The sequence below is a fragment of the Massilia alkalitolerans DSM 17462 genome, from assembly GCF_000427785.1.
Lineage (GTDB): Bacteria > Pseudomonadota > Gammaproteobacteria > Burkholderiales > Burkholderiaceae_D > Telluria > Telluria alkalitolerans.
This window is the reverse complement of record NZ_ATYR01000001.1, coordinates 106,501-121,460: the sequence shown is the minus strand read 5'-3', so window position 1 is coordinate 121,460 and position 14,960 is coordinate 106,501. Positions and strand designations below refer to the sequence as shown.

The 14,960-nt window shown below is 67.0% G+C and carries 13 protein-coding genes; 4 read left to right on the top strand and 9 right to left on the bottom strand.

The genetic code is table 11. From position 1 onward, the window contains the following. Nucleotides 1-170: 170 nt before the first annotated feature. From YWC_RS0100570 to YWC_RS27750, 5 genes are all read right to left on the bottom strand, one after another. On the bottom strand, nt 171-509 hold the full coding sequence (locus tag YWC_RS0100570; protein ID WP_051306111.1) for a four-helix bundle copper-binding protein: 339 nt from the start codon (nt 507-509) through the stop codon (nt 171-173). Nucleotides 510-588: 79 nt separating this feature from the next. Then, nucleotides 589-1,824, bottom strand: a complete 1,236-nt coding sequence (locus YWC_RS0100565) for an AGE family epimerase/isomerase (RefSeq protein ID WP_027863633.1) — start codon at nt 1,822-1,824, stop codon at nt 589-591. A 17-nt stretch (nt 1,825-1,841) separates the two neighbouring features. Next, a complete protein-coding gene (locus YWC_RS0100560; RefSeq protein ID WP_027863632.1) occupies nt 1,842-2,825 on the bottom strand; it encodes a LacI family DNA-binding transcriptional regulator in 984 nt (327 codons plus the stop codon). Between the two features lie 4 nt (nt 2,826-2,829). Next, on the bottom strand, nt 2,830-5,139 hold the full coding sequence (locus tag YWC_RS27755; protein WP_051306110.1) for a GH92 family glycosyl hydrolase: 2,310 nt from the start codon (nt 5,137-5,139) through the stop codon (nt 2,830-2,832). Next, nucleotides 5,136-7,307, bottom strand: a complete 2,172-nt coding sequence (locus YWC_RS27750) for a GH92 family glycosyl hydrolase (protein WP_211238928.1) — start codon at nt 7,305-7,307, stop codon at nt 5,136-5,138. Before YWC_RS27750 ends, YWC_RS27755 begins: the two co-directional genes overlap by 4 nt. 232 nt (nt 7,308-7,539) lie before the next feature. Here YWC_RS27750 and YWC_RS32565 point away from each other — a divergent pair, with 232 nt between their 5' ends. Then, on the top strand, nt 7,540-8,028 hold the full coding sequence (locus tag YWC_RS32565) for a hypothetical protein (protein WP_156923420.1): 489 nt from the start codon (nt 7,540-7,542) through the stop codon (nt 8,026-8,028). A 341-nt stretch (nt 8,029-8,369) separates the two neighbouring features. Then, a complete protein-coding gene (locus tag YWC_RS0100545; protein ID WP_084416230.1) occupies nt 8,370-10,346 on the top strand; it encodes a metallophosphoesterase family protein in 1,977 nt (658 codons plus the stop codon). A 129-nt stretch (nt 10,347-10,475) separates the two neighbouring features. On the opposite strand, the gene YWC_RS0100535 is transcribed toward YWC_RS0100545, so the two are convergent. After that, nucleotides 10,476-11,270: an AraC family transcriptional regulator gene (locus tag YWC_RS0100535; protein ID WP_027863630.1), complete on the bottom strand. Its 795-nt coding sequence runs from the start codon at nt 11,268-11,270 to the stop codon at nt 10,476-10,478. Nucleotides 11,271-11,356: 86 nt separating this feature from the next. On the opposite strand from YWC_RS0100535, the gene YWC_RS27745 reads away from it, so the two are divergent. After that, complete coding sequence (locus tag YWC_RS27745; protein WP_036212462.1) at nt 11,357-12,577, top strand: MFS transporter; 1,221 nt, start codon at nt 11,357-11,359, stop codon at nt 12,575-12,577. Here YWC_RS27745 and YWC_RS0100525 read toward each other — a convergent pair. Further along, nucleotides 12,574-12,975 carry a hypothetical protein gene (locus tag YWC_RS0100525; protein ID WP_027863629.1) on the bottom strand — a complete coding sequence of 134 codons (402 nt, stop codon included), beginning with the start codon at nt 12,973-12,975 and terminating at the stop codon, nt 12,574-12,576. The two genes, YWC_RS27745 and YWC_RS0100525, sit on opposite strands and share 4 nt — an antisense overlap. Before the next feature lie 27 nt (nt 12,976-13,002). Next, nucleotides 13,003-13,374 carry a hypothetical protein gene (locus YWC_RS0100520; RefSeq protein WP_027863628.1) on the bottom strand — a complete coding sequence of 124 codons (372 nt, stop codon included), beginning with the start codon at nt 13,372-13,374 and terminating at the stop codon, nt 13,003-13,005. Between the two features lie 189 nt (nt 13,375-13,563). Here YWC_RS0100520 and YWC_RS0100515 point away from each other — a divergent pair, with 189 nt between their 5' ends. Then, nucleotides 13,564-14,127 carry a carboxypeptidase-like regulatory domain-containing protein gene (locus YWC_RS0100515; RefSeq protein WP_169728070.1) on the top strand — a complete coding sequence of 188 codons (564 nt, stop codon included), beginning with the start codon at nt 13,564-13,566 and terminating at the stop codon, nt 14,125-14,127. On the opposite strand, the gene YWC_RS31345 is transcribed toward YWC_RS0100515, so the two are convergent. Further along, nucleotides 14,121-14,945, bottom strand: a complete 825-nt coding sequence (locus YWC_RS31345) for a TraB/GumN family protein (RefSeq protein ID WP_027863626.1) — start codon at nt 14,943-14,945, stop codon at nt 14,121-14,123. The genes YWC_RS0100515 and YWC_RS31345 overlap by 7 nt on opposite strands. Nucleotides 14,946-14,960 lie beyond the last annotated feature (15 nt).

Below are 14,960 nucleotides of genomic sequence, written 5' to 3'. Positions count from 1 at the left end.
ACCTTGTATGTATATGTATGCTCAGATCATAGTCGATGCTACGTGGCAACGGCTCAGTCCGGCGTTACTGGGGCGTTAAGAATGCGTTAAATGACGCGTACATACGACACTGGGGGATGCCCGCCCGCGGGAGGGCGGGCAGGGGATGGCAGCGGGGGAACTGCCGAAGCTCAGATGTGGCGTTCGCGCGCGTGCTTGTCGCACTCGGCGGCGCAGCGCTCGCATGCGGCCTGGCAGTCGGCGCAGTGCTGGTGCATGGATGCGTGCTTGGCGCACTCCGCCGCGCAGGCACGGCAGATGTGGGCGCACAGCGCGCAGAAGTCGCCATGATGGGGCGAGCCGCGCGACAGCACGTTCAGGGTGGCTGCGCAGATGTCGGCGCAGTCGAGGTTGATCAGCGCACAATTGTTCTCGCCTTCGCGGATGTCGGCCGCGGCGCATACCTGGCAGGCCCGCATCGCTTCCTCGCAGGCCTGGATGCACGACTGTACGTTAGCCATTTCGCCCATGTTCGTCTCCTTTGCTGTGGTGGCTGGCCATCCTAGCGCAATGTGGTGCCGGCAAGCGCTTGATTCCGCTCGGAACTGTCTAGGCTGATACCGGCGGCCTGCGTTGCGCCAGCGCCGGCAGGATGTCGTAGCAGGCGCCCATGGTGTGGTAGTCGACCTTGCCGGCCGGGCTTTTTTCGTCGGAGTATCTGCGGTTGTCGGCCGTGAGGATGCGGTACCAGGCGCCGTGCTCGTGGTCGACGAAGTGCGCCCAGCAGTAGCGCCACAGGCGCTCGTAATCCACCCAGTAGCGTTCCGCGCCGGTGCGCGCGCCCAGCAGCGCCGCCGCGGCCAGGGTTTCGGCCTGCACCCAGAAATACTTGTCGGCGTCGCAGACGCTGCCATCCGGTGCGAAACCGTAGTGCAGGCCGCCGTGCCTGTTGTCCCAGGCATAGTGAAGCGCCTTGGCGTACAGATCCTGGGCGGCGGGCAGCAGCCAGTCGCGCCCGCCCGCCAGCCGGGCGCCATGGGCCTCGAGCTGCAGCAGCAGCTTGCTCCACTCGGTGAAGTGGCCGGGCTGGTAGCCCCAGGGCCGGAACAGGTTGGCCTTGTCGTGCAGGTTGAACTCCCAGTCCGGCTGCCAGTCGCGCGTGTAGTGTTCCCAGACCATGCCACCCGCGCGTCCGGCCTGGCGTTGGGTGATGTTGCGGGCCAGGAGCTCGGCGCGGTGCAGGTAGGGCAGGTGATCGGTGGCGCGGAAGGCCGCCAGCAGCGCTTCGCAGGCATGCATGTTGGCGTTCTGGCCGCGGTAGGGATCGCGGAGCGCCCAGTCGGCGCTGGCCTGGTCGGCGTACAGGCCGTGTTCTTCCTCCCAGAAGCGCTCCTCCATCAGCGCGAAGGTGTCAAGGATCCAGCCGCGCGCCTCTTCGATGCCTGCCATCAGGGCGTGCGAATAGGCCAGCAGCACGAAGGCCAGGCCGTAGCAGTGGTTGTCGGCGTCCAGCACGCGCGCGCTGCCGTTCTCCCATTCCAGCTGCCAGGCATAGCCGCCGGTATCCGGATTGCGGTGTACGCGGCGCAGGAAGTCGACGCCGTGGCGCACCATCTGCCGGTAGTCCGGGTCCTGGAACTGGCGCCAGGCCTGTGCGAACACGAACACGAAGCGGGTGCTCGACACCAGGTGGCGCGAACGGCGGTCGTAGATGCTGCCGTCGTCGCGGAAGTAGTGGTAGAAGCCGCCGCTCGGGTCGACGCAGCGCGGGTAGTAGAACGACATCGTGTGGGCGACGTGCCGTTCGAGCACGGCGGGCGAGAAGAAGTCGGGCAGTTGCTCCATGAAGTCCTCGGTTTTTCCTAGTTGTCGTCACTGCTCTCGCGCACGACCAGCTGGACCGGAAGGGTCCGGTCGGCGTCGGGCGCAGGGTGTTTTTCCAGCAGCAGCTCGACGCCCAGCGCACCGAGCGCTTCCTTGTCGATGGCGATGCTGCTGATCGGCGGAACGGCGCCCGCCGCCGCCTGGATGTCGTCGAAGCCGACGATCGCCAGGTCGTGCGGGATCTTCAGGCCGCGCTCGAGGCAGTGTTGCATCGCCGCCAGCGCGGTGCTGTCGTTGTAGCAGAACAGGGCGTCGGGGCGCTTGGGCAGGGCCAGCAGCGCATCCATCGCGCGCCGCACATTGTCGCTTGGGCCGCCGACGCGCGGCAGCTGCACCTCCAGCTCCGGATCGGCCAGCATGCGCGCCTCGAACAAGGCCTTGCGAAAGCCGCGGCTGCGCTCGTGGATGCTGTGGTGGGCCAGCGAGCCGCACAGCATGGCGATGCGCCTGCGCCCGAGGGACAGCAGGTGGCGCGTGGCCAGGTAGCCGCCCAGCTGGTGGTCCGGGTTGACACTGCGGTAGCCGGGCAGGCGCATGTCGAGCAGCACCAGCGGCTTGCCGGTCTCGCGCAGGGCGTCGAGCAGTTCGGCCTCGAAGAAGCCGGCGCACAACAGGGCGTCCGGCTGCTGCACCCGCACCAGTTCCAGCACCGGTTCGGCCGGGCCGACCACCACGAAGGAGAGGGCGATGCCGCGCCGGCGGCAGGCTTCCTCGGCGCCGTGCAGCACCGGCAGGTAGAAGGGACTGCTGGTCTGGGTGTCGTGCTGGCGGTGCAGCAGGAAGGCGATGCGGCGCAGTTCCCCCTGGCGCAGCTTGCCGAAGTCGTAGCCCAGCTCGCGCGCCACGGCGCGGATGCGGGCGCGCGTCTTTTCCGTCAGGCCGTCCTGGTTCTTCAGGGCGCGCGAGACGGTGCCGATCGAGTAGTTCGTCGCCTTCGCGATGTCGCGGATGGTGGCCGGCATGGTGCTAGTCTTCCTCCCGCAGCACGGCCGGGCGGGCCGGATCGCGCGAGAACGAATAGGGCGCATCCTGTTCGCGGGTGCCGCGCCTGGTGTTCGGCCGGCTCGCCATGCTGAAGTCGAGCCTTGCGCCTTGCGTCAGTTCGGCATGGCCGAGCCAGCTGCGGCTGACCGGCTTGCCGTTGACGCGCAGCGCGTCGACGTAGCGGCCGTCGCCACGCGCGCGCACCGCCAGGGTCCGGCCGTTCTCCAGTTTCACCGTCGCCTCCGGGAACAGCGGCGTGCCGAGCACGTACTGGTTCACGCCAGGGGTCACCGGGTAGAAACCGAGCGCCGAGAACACGTACCAGGCCGAGGTCTGGCCATTGTCCTCGTCGCCGCAGTAACCGTCGGGTGTGGGCGCATACATGCGGTCCATGGTCTCGCGGATCCAGTGCTGGGCTTTCCACGGCGCGCCGGCATGGTTGTACAGGTAGATCATGTGCTGGATCGGCTGGTTGCCGTGGGCGTACTGGCCCATGTTCGCGATCTGCATTTCGCGGATCTCGTGGATCACCGCCTTGTAGTAGCTCTCATCAAAGATCGGCGGCAGCGTGAACACGGTGTCGAGCTTGTCGACGAAGGCGCGGCGCCCGCCCATCAGCCGGATCAGGCCGTCGACGTCGTGGAACACGGACCAGGAATAGTGCCAGCTGTTCCCCTCGGTGAAGGCGTCGCCCCACTTGAACGGGTTGAAGGGCGACTGGAAGCTGCCATCCAGGTTCTTCCCCCGCATCAGGCCGGATTCGGGGTCGAACAGCTTCTTGTAGTTCATGCTGCGCCGGGCGTAGACGTCGATCTCGGAAGCCGGCTTGCCCAGCGCCTTGCCGAGCCGGTAGATGGTGAAGTCGTCGTAGGCGTATTCGAGCGTGCGGGCGGCGTTCTCGTTGATGCCGACGTCGTAGGGCACGTAACCCAGTTCGTTGTAATACTTGACGCCCTTGCGTCCCACCGCCGACATCGGCCCTTCGTTGTTGGCGCCGTGCTCCAGTGCTTGCCACAGGGTCTCGATGTCCTGGCCGCGTACCCCCTTGATGTACGCGTCGGCCACCACCGAGGCCGAGTTATTGCCGATCATGATGTCGGCATAGCCCGGGCTGGACCACTCGGGAAGCCAGCCGCCTTCCTTGAAGGCGTTGGCCAGGCCCTCCTGCATCTCGCGGTTGATCGACGGGTAGACCAGGTTCAGGAAAGGGTAGAGGGCGCGGAAGGTGTCCCAGAAGCCGGTGCCGGCGAACAGGCGGCCGGGCAGCACCTCGCCGTTGTAGGGGCTCCAGTGCACCGGCTTGCCACCGGCGTCGAGCTCGTACATCTTGTTCGGGAACAGCACGGTGCGGTACAGGCTCGAATAGAAGGTGCGGGTCTGGTCGACCGTGCCGCCTTCCACCGACAGCCTGCCCAGCACCTCGTTCCAGCGCGCCTTGGCCCTGGCTCGCGTGGTGTCGAAGTCGTCCTTGCCGAGTTCGCGCCGCAAATTCAGTTCGGCCTGTTCGACACTGATGAAGGAGGACGCGACCCGCATGTGGATCTGCTGGCCCTTGGTGGTGGCGAAGCCGAGCAGGGCGCCGCTGTGCAGGCCCTCGTTTTCCAGCTTGCCTTCCTCGAGCTTCTCGCCCTGCCAGGTATCGGTGCTGGTGAAAGCCTGGTCGAACTCGATCACGAAGTAGTTGCGGAAGTTCTTCGGCAGCGGGCCGCGCCGGTGCAGGGTGCTGTAGCCGATCACGCGGCGCTGCTCCGGCAGGATCTTGACCCAGGAGCCCTTCTCGAAGGCGTCGACCACCACGTAGCTGGCGCTGGACGCGGGGAAGGTGAAGCGGAACTGGGCGGCGCGTTCGGTCGGGGTGATCTCGGTGGTGACGTCGGCGTCGGCCAGGTAGACGCTGTAGTAGTAGGGCTTCGCGACCTCCGCCTTGTGCGAGAACCAGCTGGCGCGGGCATCCTGGTTGAAGCGCTTGGAGCCGGTCACCGGCATGATGGCGAACTGGCCGTAGTCGTTCATCCAGGGCGAGGGCTGGTGGGTCTGCTTGAAGCCGCGGATCTTGTCGGCGTCGTAGGTATAGGCCCAGCCATTGCCCATCTTGCCGGTCTGCGGGGTCCAGAAGTTCATGCCCCAGGGGACCGCGATCGCCGGGTAGGTGTTTCCGTTCGAGAGCTCCGGCTTGCTCAGGGTGCCCATCAAGGGGTTGACCCATTCGACCGGGTCGGTCACCTTGCCGACCGTCTGGGCGCCGGCGGCGCCCGCCGCCGCCAGGAGCAGTGCCGCCGCGACGCGCATCATGGCTGGTAAGCGGTCTGGGTATAGGGACGGGCAGTGCGTTCCTTGCCCCACTCCTTGTTCGGCGTGGCCTGCATCGTGAACACCAACTCTCCGCCCGCGCTGATGTCTTCGTGTTTTAGGTAACTGCGGGCCAGCGGCTTGCCGTTCAGGGTGACGCGGCCGACGTAGCGGTTCGCTTCGCTCAGGCCTTCGGCGCGTACGCTGAAGCGCTTCCCGTTCGGCAGGTTCAACTGCGCCCGTTCCAGGAAGGGCCGGCCGATCACGTACTCGTTGCTCCCCGGCGCCACCGGATAGAAGCCGAGCGCCGTGAAGGCGAACCAGGCCGACATCTGGCCCAGGTCGTCGTTGCCCGACAGGCCGTCCGGGCGGTTGTGGTACTGGGTCGCCATGATGTGGCCCAGGCGCTCCTGGGTGCGCCAGGGCGCGCCAGCGAAGTTGTACAGGTAGGCCACGTGGTGCGAAGGCTCGTTGCCGTGGGCGTAGTGGCCGATCAGGCCCGCGATGTCCTCCATGTGGGCGTAGGCGTTGTCTTCCACCTTGGCGTCGAAGACCTGGTCGATCTTCGCCACCATGGCGGCGGCGTCGCCCAGCATGGCGATCAGGCCGGCATTATCGTGCGGCATGTACCAGGAATACTGCCATGCGCTGCCCTCGGTGTAGTCGCTGCCGTAGTTCGACTGCACCGGGTTGAAGGGCGTGCGGAATTCGCCGGTCGACTTGCGGGCGCGGATGAAGCCGGTTTCGCGGTCGAACACGTTGCGGTAGTTCTGGGCACGCTTGTAGTAACTGGTCGCGATGTCCTTCTTGCCCATCTTCTCGGCCATGCGCGCGATGGTCCAGTCATCGAACGCGTATTCCACGGTCTTGGACGCCGCTTCCGGCTCGCGGTCGATCGGCACGTAGCCCAGCTTCATGTAGTGTTCCAGCCCGCCGTAGGGGCCGTATTCGGCGCTGGCCGTCATTGCGGCCAGTGCCTTGTCCGCATCGAAGCCGCGGATGCCCTTCATGTAGGCGTCGGCGATCACCGGCACCGCGTGGTAGCCGATCATGCACCAGGTCTCCAGGCCGTGGAAGGACCACACCGGCAGGATGCCGTAGGGGCTGTGCTCGCGGGCGGCGATCAGCGAGTTCACGAAATCGGCGTTGCGCTTTTCCGGCGCCACCAGGGTGAGCAGGGGATGCAGGGCGCGGTAGGTGTCCCACAGCGAGAAGGTCGAGTGGAAGTTGAAGCCCTTGGCCTGGTGCACCGCGTTGTCCGGTCCGCGGTAGCGGCCGTCGCGGTCCATGAACAGCGAGGGCGCCAGCATGCTGTGGTACAGGGCCGTGTAGAACATGGTGCGCATCGGCTCGGGCGCTTCGGCCTTCACGGAAGACAGCGCCTCGTTCCAGGCATGGGAGGCGGCAAGGTGCTGGGCGTCGAAGTCCCAGCCCGGCATCTCTTCCAGGTTGGCAAGGGCATTCTCCTCGCTGACCGGCGACAGCGCCACCTTCACCAGGAGGGTGCCATCCGGCGGCGTGCCGAATTCCAGCGCCGCCATCAGGGCCTTGCCCTCGACCAGCACCTTGTCCGCCGGCGTCTTGCCGGGCGGGGCGAAGCCGCGGTACTCGATGGCTTCCTCGCGGTTGTGCAGCTGGCGCGCGCTCATCGGACGCGAGAATTTCACCGCGAAGTAGAGCTGGCGTCCGGGCGCCCAGCCGCGCGTCTCGCGCATGCCGGTGAGGGTGGTGGCATCAACCACGCGCAGGCGCGACCACAGGTTCTTGCTGCCGTAGTCGTAGATGCTCGAGCGCAGGTCGAGGATGACTTTGGCCGTCGCGTCCTTCCTGAAGCGGTAGCGGTGCAGGCCGACCCGTTCGCTGGCGGTCAGCTCCACGTCCACCTCGTTGTCCTGCAGGCGCACCGCGTAGTAGCCGGGCTCCGCCCGTTCCTGTTCGTGCGAGAAGCGTGAGCGGTAGCCGGAGAAGGGACGCTCGGGGTAACCGGGCTCCAGCTTGGTCTCGCCGCTGGTGGGCATCAGGAGCACGTCGCCCAGGTCGGAGTGGCCGCTGCCGGAGAAGTGGGTGTGCGAGAAGCCGAGGATCGAATTGTCCTCGTAGCGGTAGCCGGCGGCCCAGGGATAGCTCTGGCGGAAGTGGCGCACCTGGGTGTCGGGGCTGAGCTGCACCATGCCGAAGGGCGGGTGGCGCCAGGGAAGGTGTGGCCGTCGCCGCCGGTGCCGATGAAGAGTGGGAGAGGGCGGCGCGGGTCGAACGGACGGTCATGGAGTCTCCAACAGTGGCGGCAAACGCTTTCTTGTCTCGCATGTATATGCCGAGTTTGCTTTTTGAGCAATAAAGCGATGGTAACTCAGCCCTTGTTTAGTTCGTTTACTAAACGTTTTGCTTCAGAAAGACTTCCACATGCCGCTCATCGGTGTGATTAACGCTATAGTGTTATCGACCGCCAAGTCACTTATGCTCAATATTGCCCTACCAGACAAGGTCGAAAGGGCAGACATGCGCAAGCTGAGTCTTCTAGCTGGGTTGGTTGCAATTTCCGCAGGGGTAAATGCCACTCCGCCTGCAAGTTCGGCCTCGTATCAGATTTCGGTTCAAAACGAGATAGGTATAGAAACTGCGCAGCACGTTTTGCCATCGGACGGCAGAAGGCATACCTTGACTATGGCTGGAGCGACAGTCGAGATCACGACGCCATCGGACACATCCACGGTTGCCGAACTCAAGCTGTATAGCGACACAGCCGAACGCAAACTGCTGCACACGGCCCGCATCAGCGGCCGCGCTTTACCCGTCCGGGTTGCATATTCTCTCTGCAATGACCGTGTCAAATTCATGTCACCAGCACCGGAACTCAAGGGCGCTTGTGCAATTCACTCCGCTTCCAGGTGAGAGCTCTCCGGACTGTGCTGTGTGCTCATCCGCCGAGGTCGCAAAGCGCGAACGCTGAATGGCTGAATGGCTGAATTGACAAAAAAAATGCCCGCTGAGCGCGGGCATGAATCTATTTTCTTGGAGGAGAAAGTAGAGGAGACGGGAGCATGATGCGGTGGTACGGCATAACGGTCCAATGACTTTTCATGATGTCCAACATAGGCGCGGTAGATATCTGTCGGCGTTTTCGCTGTAACCGGCTTGCCGGAGACCGCGCGCGGACAAGCTGTTCGTGTGCCCAAGCCATCCGGCACGTCTGCTACACTCGTTTGTTCATCAAACCAGCATAGCGCTCCCGATTGATCCAGCCACCTGTTTCCGACGACCTGCCGCCCGTACTCGCCGGCCCCATCCTGCGCCGTCTCGAGCCGGGCCGCCTGGTGCTATGGCTGGTCGGCAGCGCGCCGCTCGACCTGACCCTGGTGCTGGCGCCCAGCGGAGAGGCGCCTCGGCGCCTGCCCCTGGACGCGGGCCGCTGTCGCGTGATACATGTCGGCCGCCACGCCTGCGTGCACCTGATCGATGTGGCGCTCACCGAGCCGCTGCCGCAGGACACCATCATCGAATACGACCTGCTCGTCACGCAGGACGACGGCAAGGAGGCCGGCATCGCCCAATGGGCGCCGCACCTGCTGCATGCGGGCGCCGCCCGGCCGAACCTGGTGCTGCGCAGCCGCAGCGACAATATCCTGTTCGGCTCCTGCCGCAAGCCGCACCATCCCGCGCGCGACGGCCTGGCGCGCGCCGACGCCTTGCTGGCCGATCAGGTCGGGCAGGCCGAGGAGCGGCCCGCCATGCTGATGCTGTGCGGAGACCAGGTGTATGCAGACGACGTGGCGGGCCCGATGCTGGCGGCGATCCACGCGCTGATCCGGCGCCTGGGCCTGTATGCCGAATGCCTGCAAGGCGCGGTGGTCGCCGACAGCGAGGCCCTGTACCGCCATCCGGCCAGTTACTACCGGCGCGAAGAGCTGCTCCCTGCAGTCAAATCCAACGATGCGCTGCGCGACCGCTTCTTCGGCGGCAGCGAAAAGCCGATCTTCACCACGGCCAATGCGCACAACCACCTGGTCACCCTGTCCGAGGTGATGGCCATGTACCTGTTGGTCTGGTCACCGGTGCCCTGGCAACTGGTGGCGGATGCGGCCCCGCCGGTGCTGGAACCCAGGCATGCGCAGCGCTGGCAGCGCGAGTCGCAGGCGCTGGCGGGCTTTCGCGGCGACCTGCCGCGCGCCGCCCGGCTGCTGGCGCACGTCCAGACCCTGATGATCTTCGACGACCACGACATCACCGACGACTGGAACCTGTCGGCCAAGTGGGAAACCACCGCCTACGAGCACCCGTTCTCGCGCCGCATCGTGGGCAATGCGCTGGTGGCCTACATGCTGTGCCAGGGCTGGGGCAATCGCCCCGAGGTCTTCGGGGCGGCGCTGGACGACCTGGCGGGGCTGATCGACACGGCGGCTGGCGACGACCGGTTCGACGCACCAAGGCAGGACGCGCTGATCGACCGTTTGCTGGCTTTCCGCAAGTGGGATTTCGTTCTGCGGACCCAGCCCACGATCATCGTGCTCGATACCCGCACCCGGCGCTGGCGCAACCGGCGCCGGCCCGGCCATCCTTCGGGCCTGATGGATTGGGAGTCCTTGACCGAGCTGCAGCATGAACTGCTGGACGAAACCGCCGCCGTCATCGTCTCGCCGACGCCCATGTTCGGGGTCAAGCTGATCGAGGTGGTGCAGCGGCTTGCCACCTTTCTGGGTGCGGCCCTGACCGTCGACGCCGAGAACTGGATGGCGCATCGCGGCGCGGCCGGCAGCATGCTGAATATCTTCAGCCATTCGCGCACCCCGGGAAATTACGTGGTCCTGTCGGGCGACGTGCACTACTCCTTCGCCTACGATGTCGAGGTGCGCGACTCGGACCGGGTGCCGCATGTCTGGCAGATCACCAGCAGCGGCATCAAGAACGAATTCCCGCGCCGCCTGCTGGACTGGCTCGATCGCCTGAATCGCTGGCTGTATTCGCCGCGCTCGCCGCTGAACTGGTTCACCCAGCGCCGCGATCTCGTGTTCACGCCGCACCTGCCGGATCAGCGCCAGGAGGGCGAGCGCGTCTGGAATGGCGCCGGGATCGGCCAGGTGTGGCTCGACGCGCAAGGCCGGCCGGTGCGCATCGTGCAGCACAACGCAGATGGCCGGCCGTCGACCCGCTTCCTGGCGCCGGATCAGGGAGAGCCCCTTGCGGTCGCTGCAGCGACCGCAAGGAAACGCTGATTTACTCGCGCAGCGCCTGCGCATCGGGGTGGCCGATGACGGCGCGGGCGTGCCGCTCGAACTCGTCAACCACATCTTCACGCCCTTCTTCACGACCAAGAAGCAGGGGGCGCGCTTCGTCATCAGCTTCTAGCGGCGCCGGTCGTCCGCGAAGAAGCTCGAGGGCGTGCTGCCGAAGGTATTCCTGAACATGGCGCTGAAGGCCGACTGGCTGGCGTAGCCGAGCTGCTGCGCCACCTGCCACAGCGGCATGCCGCGCGCGATCAGGGAAACGCCGTGGGCCAGGCGCACCTGCTGGCGCCACTGGCCGAAGCTCATTCCCAGCTCGCGTTCGAACAGGCGCGCCAGTGTGCGCTCCGAGGCGCCCGCCGCGTGCGCCCAGCCGGCCAGGGTCTGGGTGTCTCCGGGCGCCGCGAGCAGGGCTTCGCACAGGCCATGCAAGCGCTTGTCGCGCGGCAGCGGCACGCGGATCGGGCGCGAGGGCGCGCGCGCCAGTTCGTCCAGGATCAGTTCGCCGATCAGGGCGGCGCGCCCCGGGTCGCGCGGCTGGTCGCCCGTCTCGAGGGCGGCGATCAGCTCGCGCAGCAGGCTGCTCACTTCCACCACGCGGCAGGTCTCGCCGCGGAACGGGTCGCGCGAGGCGTGGATGCGCAAGGGACTGAGGCAGGCCGCTTCCATCATCGCGACTTCGTGGACGACGTGCGGTGCGATCCAGATCGCGCGCTGCGGCGGCACGATCCAGCTACTGCCTTCCGCGCTCACGCGCATCAGGCCGTTGTGCGCATAGGTCAGTTGTCCCCACTCGTGGCTGTGGGCCCCCACCGAGACGTCGGCGGGCAGGTCGCGGGCCACCAGGCTGACCGGACGCTCGCCGGTCGGGCCCGGTCCCGGGGTCGGGGGAAGCGAGGTTCTCGTAAGCGGCATGGCAGGTTCTCGACAAATCTTGACAGGCTATCTTAAATCGGACGCCGGAAATGTGCTTACACTGGCTTTTCGACAAGAGGGATGCGATGAACAACGAAAACACCTTGAGGCAGGATGCCCGCGTGATCGGCCTGGTCGGCCTGGCGCACGGCACCTCGCACTTCTACCACCTGATCCTGGCGGCCCTGATCCCCTGGCTCAAGCCCGCCTTCGGCCTCAGCTACACCGAGCTGGGTCTCCTGATGACGGTGTTCTTCGTGGTCTCGGGCGTGGGGCAGGCCCTGGCCGGCTTCGTGGTCGACCGCGTCGGCGCGCGCGCCGTGCTGTTCTTCGGCATGTCGATGCTGGGCGTGTCGGCGCTGGTGCTCTCGCGCGTGGACAGCTATGCCGGCCTGGTGGCGGGCGCGCTGCTGGCCGGCATCGGCAATGCGATCTTCCACCCGGCCGACTACACGCTGCTGAACCAGCGCGTCTCGCGCGACCGCCTGGCGCACGGCTTCTCGGTGCACGGCATCAGCGGCAACATCGGCTGGGCCGCGGCGCCGATCTTCCTGACCTCGATCGCGGCCACCCAGGGCTGGCGCGCCGCGCTGCTGTGGGCGGCGCTGCTGCCGATGGCCGTGCTGGCCTTGCTGGTGCTGAATCGCGCTGTCCTGTACCCGGATCCGATCAAGCGTACGGCCGGGACTGCCCAGGGCGGCACGCTGGGTTTCCTCAAGCTGCGCGCCGTCTGGCTGTGCTTTGGCTTCTTCCTGCTGACGGCGGTGGCGCTGGGCGGCATCCAGAGCTTCGCGACGATCAGCCTGGAATCGCTGTACGGCATCTCGCATGCGCTCGCCACCAGTTCCTACACCGCCTACATGCTGGCCTCGGCGCTGGGCATGGTGGCGGGCGGCTTCCTGGGGGCGCATTCGAAGCAGCACGACCGCACCGTGGCGGCCGCCTTCGCGGCGGCGGCGCTGCTGGCCCTGGTGCTGGCGGCGGGCGCCGGCCCGTCCTGGATGGCCTTGCCGCTGATGGGCCTGATCGGCCTGTGCTCGGGCGTGGCCGGACCTTCGCGCGACCTGATGATCCGCGCCGCCGCACCGCAGGGCGCGACCGGGCGGGTGTACGGCGTCGTGTATTCGGGCCTGGACAGCGGCCTGGCGATCGGCCCGCTGCTGTTCGGGCTGGTGATGGATGCGGGCCGGCCGGGCTGGGTGTTCGCGGGCGTGGCGCTGTTCCAGGCGCTGGCGATCGCCACCGCGGTAGGGGTGGGCGGCAGTACCCGTGCGCGCCAGGCCGGCACGGCCGGGCAGGCAGCCTAGGCCGGTCCGAGCCTTACGGCCGGCGGCCTAGGCTGCGGCGTGTCCAGCTTCGGCGCATCCAGCTGCGGCTGCGATGGGTCCGCCAGCAGTGCGCCGGCGTCGCGCATGATCGAGAGCATGGTCCGCACGCAGGCCAGGGTCGGCACCCCGGTGTGGGCGTCGGCTCCCTTGGCGTAGGCACGTGCGATGCGGGTGGCGACCGGCGCGCCGCCAGGCACCTGTTCGCGGTACAGGCGGATCAGGGTGACCACCGTCTCGTGCAGGATGTGCTGCGCGCCGCGCGCGATGTTGCGTCCGCTGCCGACCTCGCGGATCGAGTCGGCGACGATCTGTTCGAGCTGGCGTTCGGCCCTGCCGATGAGCATGGCGACCTGGCCGGGAGTGAAGCTGATACGCATGCGTCTACCTCGTCTTCCGTGTTGAAATCATGCCGCCTCCTTGGCGACGGAGCCCGCTCGCGGCATCACCCGCGATGGCCGCACGCGCGGCGGCGGTGGCGGCGGGGCGAAGGGCCGGATCTGCGTCAGGGTGCCGGGAAAGGGCGCCACCGTATCGTCGATCTGGTGGACCTCGCCCGCGGCGCCTTGCAGGAACTGGGCAATCGCGATTCTGACAAGCGTGCGGTTGGTGAGTTCGGACGTCAGCCCGACTTTTCGGCTGTGGTACAGATAGGTCGAGGTCACGCCGTCCTGGCCGGTGATCTCGACCTTCTTCGGCAGCGAAAAGCCGTAGCGTCCGCTGGCCCAGAGCTTCACCAGGCACGCGCCGCTGGTTGGGGTAGAAAAGCTGAAGTTCATGAATAAATCGTAATCCCGACCGCAGGTATGCACGATTCGAAATTGTTCCAAACCGTAACGGGCGAAATATTCGTTTCCGCGTGTTATGGCTGAGTCGACCCAGGGCTAGGCGCGGCCGGCAGAGTATGCTTTACTCTCGGTCAGCATCGGCGGCCACGCAGTTTGCCTCGGGAGGATGGAATGCACAGCATGAAACGATCGTCCTTGATCGCCCTTGTCGCGATCGCTTTTGCCGGCCAGTCGCTTGCGGCCGAGATCATCCGCGGCCGGGTCGTCGATGGCGGCGCGCGCGGAACGGGCATTCCCGCCGTCACGGTCAACATCGAGGACAAGGACGGGAAGCTGCTCAAGGCTGCCCTGACCGACGCAGCCGGCCACTATCGCCTGGAAGTGCCGGGAAGCGCCCGCTATGCCAGCTTCGACAAGCTGAAGTACCAGAACCGGTCGGCGCGCCGCACGCTCCAGCCGGGCGCCGCTGCGCAGGCCGACGTCATCCTGGTGGCGGAAGGCCGTCCGGCAGCCTATTACCGCGCCCTTGCCAGGGCATTCAAGGAGAGCGGGCAAACGCAAGCGCCGCAGTATGCCGCGAGCGTGGCCGCGCTGCCGCCGGCTGAACGCAAGCTGGTGACGGACGCGCTCACCGCTTCAGGCGCGGCCGCCGCGCTGGCGTCGGTCAGGCGCATTCAGGATACGGGCCTGCCGCGGACGCCCGACGGCAAGCGCTTCGACACGGCAAGCCCTTTCCCTCACTGAACGGCCGGCGGCGATGCGCTCGTCGCCCCCACGTAGAACACGCCGTCGAACTGCGGCGACGGCGGCACCAGCGAGAACGGGCCGGCTGGGGCCGGGTCGACGCGGTTGATGTCCCAGGCGGTGGCGCCGCAGGTGTCGGGCGTGGCGCCCCGGCACACCCAGGCGGTGCCGCCCGCCGTACCCACCGTGAGCGAGAGCGGCCTCTGGTCGGCCAGCAGGTAGATCGCGGATTCGTAATGAGGATTGAAGCGATTGCCCTTGCTGCGGATCGCATGCGGGGCGCCGACCAGTGCCACCAGCTGGCGGCCCGTCCCCTGGCGCAGTTCGGCGCGCAGGCGCTCGGCCATCGCGGCGCTGCGTTGCGGCGTCGCGGTCACGGTATCGATCGCGGTAATGTGGATGTCGGCGCCTTGCGCACGCAGCGTGCGCACCTGCTGGATCAGGCGCAGCATGTCGATGCTGGTCCTGCCATCCTGGCGCGGACTGCGCCACAGGCCGCCCCCCAGCAGCCGTTCGACGTCCTGCGGCGTGCCCTGGCTGGCCAGGAAGGCGTCGAGCGCGTCCTGTGCGCTCGACGGCAGTTCGATGGCCAGCGTGGTGCTGCGCTGCCGTTTCGCGCCAGCGCACAGGTAGGCGGCGACGAAGGCCGGCACCTCGCGGGTGCCGTGCACGTCGCCGAGCACCAGGAAGGGCGCGTCCGCGACCGCCGCCGGTATGGCTTCCAGCGGCGTGCAGGACAGGGCCGTGGCCGCGTGCAGCGGCAGCGAGGCGAACAGGGCGGACAGGAACAGGGCGGCGGTGGCGCGGCGGGGCGGCATGGGTGTCCTTCGTGA

Excerpts from the sequence above, each read along its gene's own strand:
- YWC_RS0100560 (WP_027863632.1), bottom strand. The coding sequence starts at position 2,825 with ATGCCGGCCACCATCCGCGACATCGCGAAGGCGACGAACTACTCGATC.
- YWC_RS32565 (WP_156923420.1), top strand. The coding sequence starts at position 7,540 with ATGCCGCTCATCGGTGTGATTAACGCTATAGTGTTATCGACCGCCAAG.
- YWC_RS27750 (WP_211238928.1), bottom strand. The coding sequence starts at position 7,307 with ATGGTGCAGCTCAGCCCCGACACCCAGGTGCGCCACTTCCGCCAGAGC.
- YWC_RS27755 (WP_051306110.1), bottom strand. The coding sequence starts at position 5,139 with ATGATGCGCGTCGCGGCGGCACTGCTCCTGGCGGCGGCGGGCGCCGCC.
- YWC_RS0100520 (WP_027863628.1), bottom strand. The coding sequence starts at position 13,374 with ATGAACTTCAGCTTTTCTACCCCAACCAGCGGCGCGTGCCTGGTGAAG.
- YWC_RS0100515 (WP_169728070.1), top strand. The coding sequence starts at position 13,564 with ATGAAACGATCGTCCTTGATCGCCCTTGTCGCGATCGCTTTTGCCGGC.
- YWC_RS31345 (WP_027863626.1), bottom strand. The coding sequence starts at position 14,945 with ATGCCGCCCCGCCGCGCCACCGCCGCCCTGTTCCTGTCCGCCCTGTTC.
- YWC_RS0100565 (WP_027863633.1), bottom strand. The coding sequence starts at position 1,824 with ATGGAGCAACTGCCCGACTTCTTCTCGCCCGCCGTGCTCGAACGGCAC.
- YWC_RS0100525 (WP_027863629.1), bottom strand. The coding sequence starts at position 12,975 with ATGCGTATCAGCTTCACTCCCGGCCAGGTCGCCATGCTCATCGGCAGG.
- YWC_RS0100535 (WP_027863630.1), bottom strand. The coding sequence starts at position 11,270 with ATGCCGCTTACGAGAACCTCGCTTCCCCCGACCCCGGGACCGGGCCCG.
- YWC_RS0100570 (WP_051306111.1), bottom strand. The coding sequence starts at position 509 with ATGGGCGAAATGGCTAACGTACAGTCGTGCATCCAGGCCTGCGAGGAA.
- YWC_RS27745 (WP_036212462.1), top strand. The coding sequence starts at position 11,357 with ATGAACAACGAAAACACCTTGAGGCAGGATGCCCGCGTGATCGGCCTG.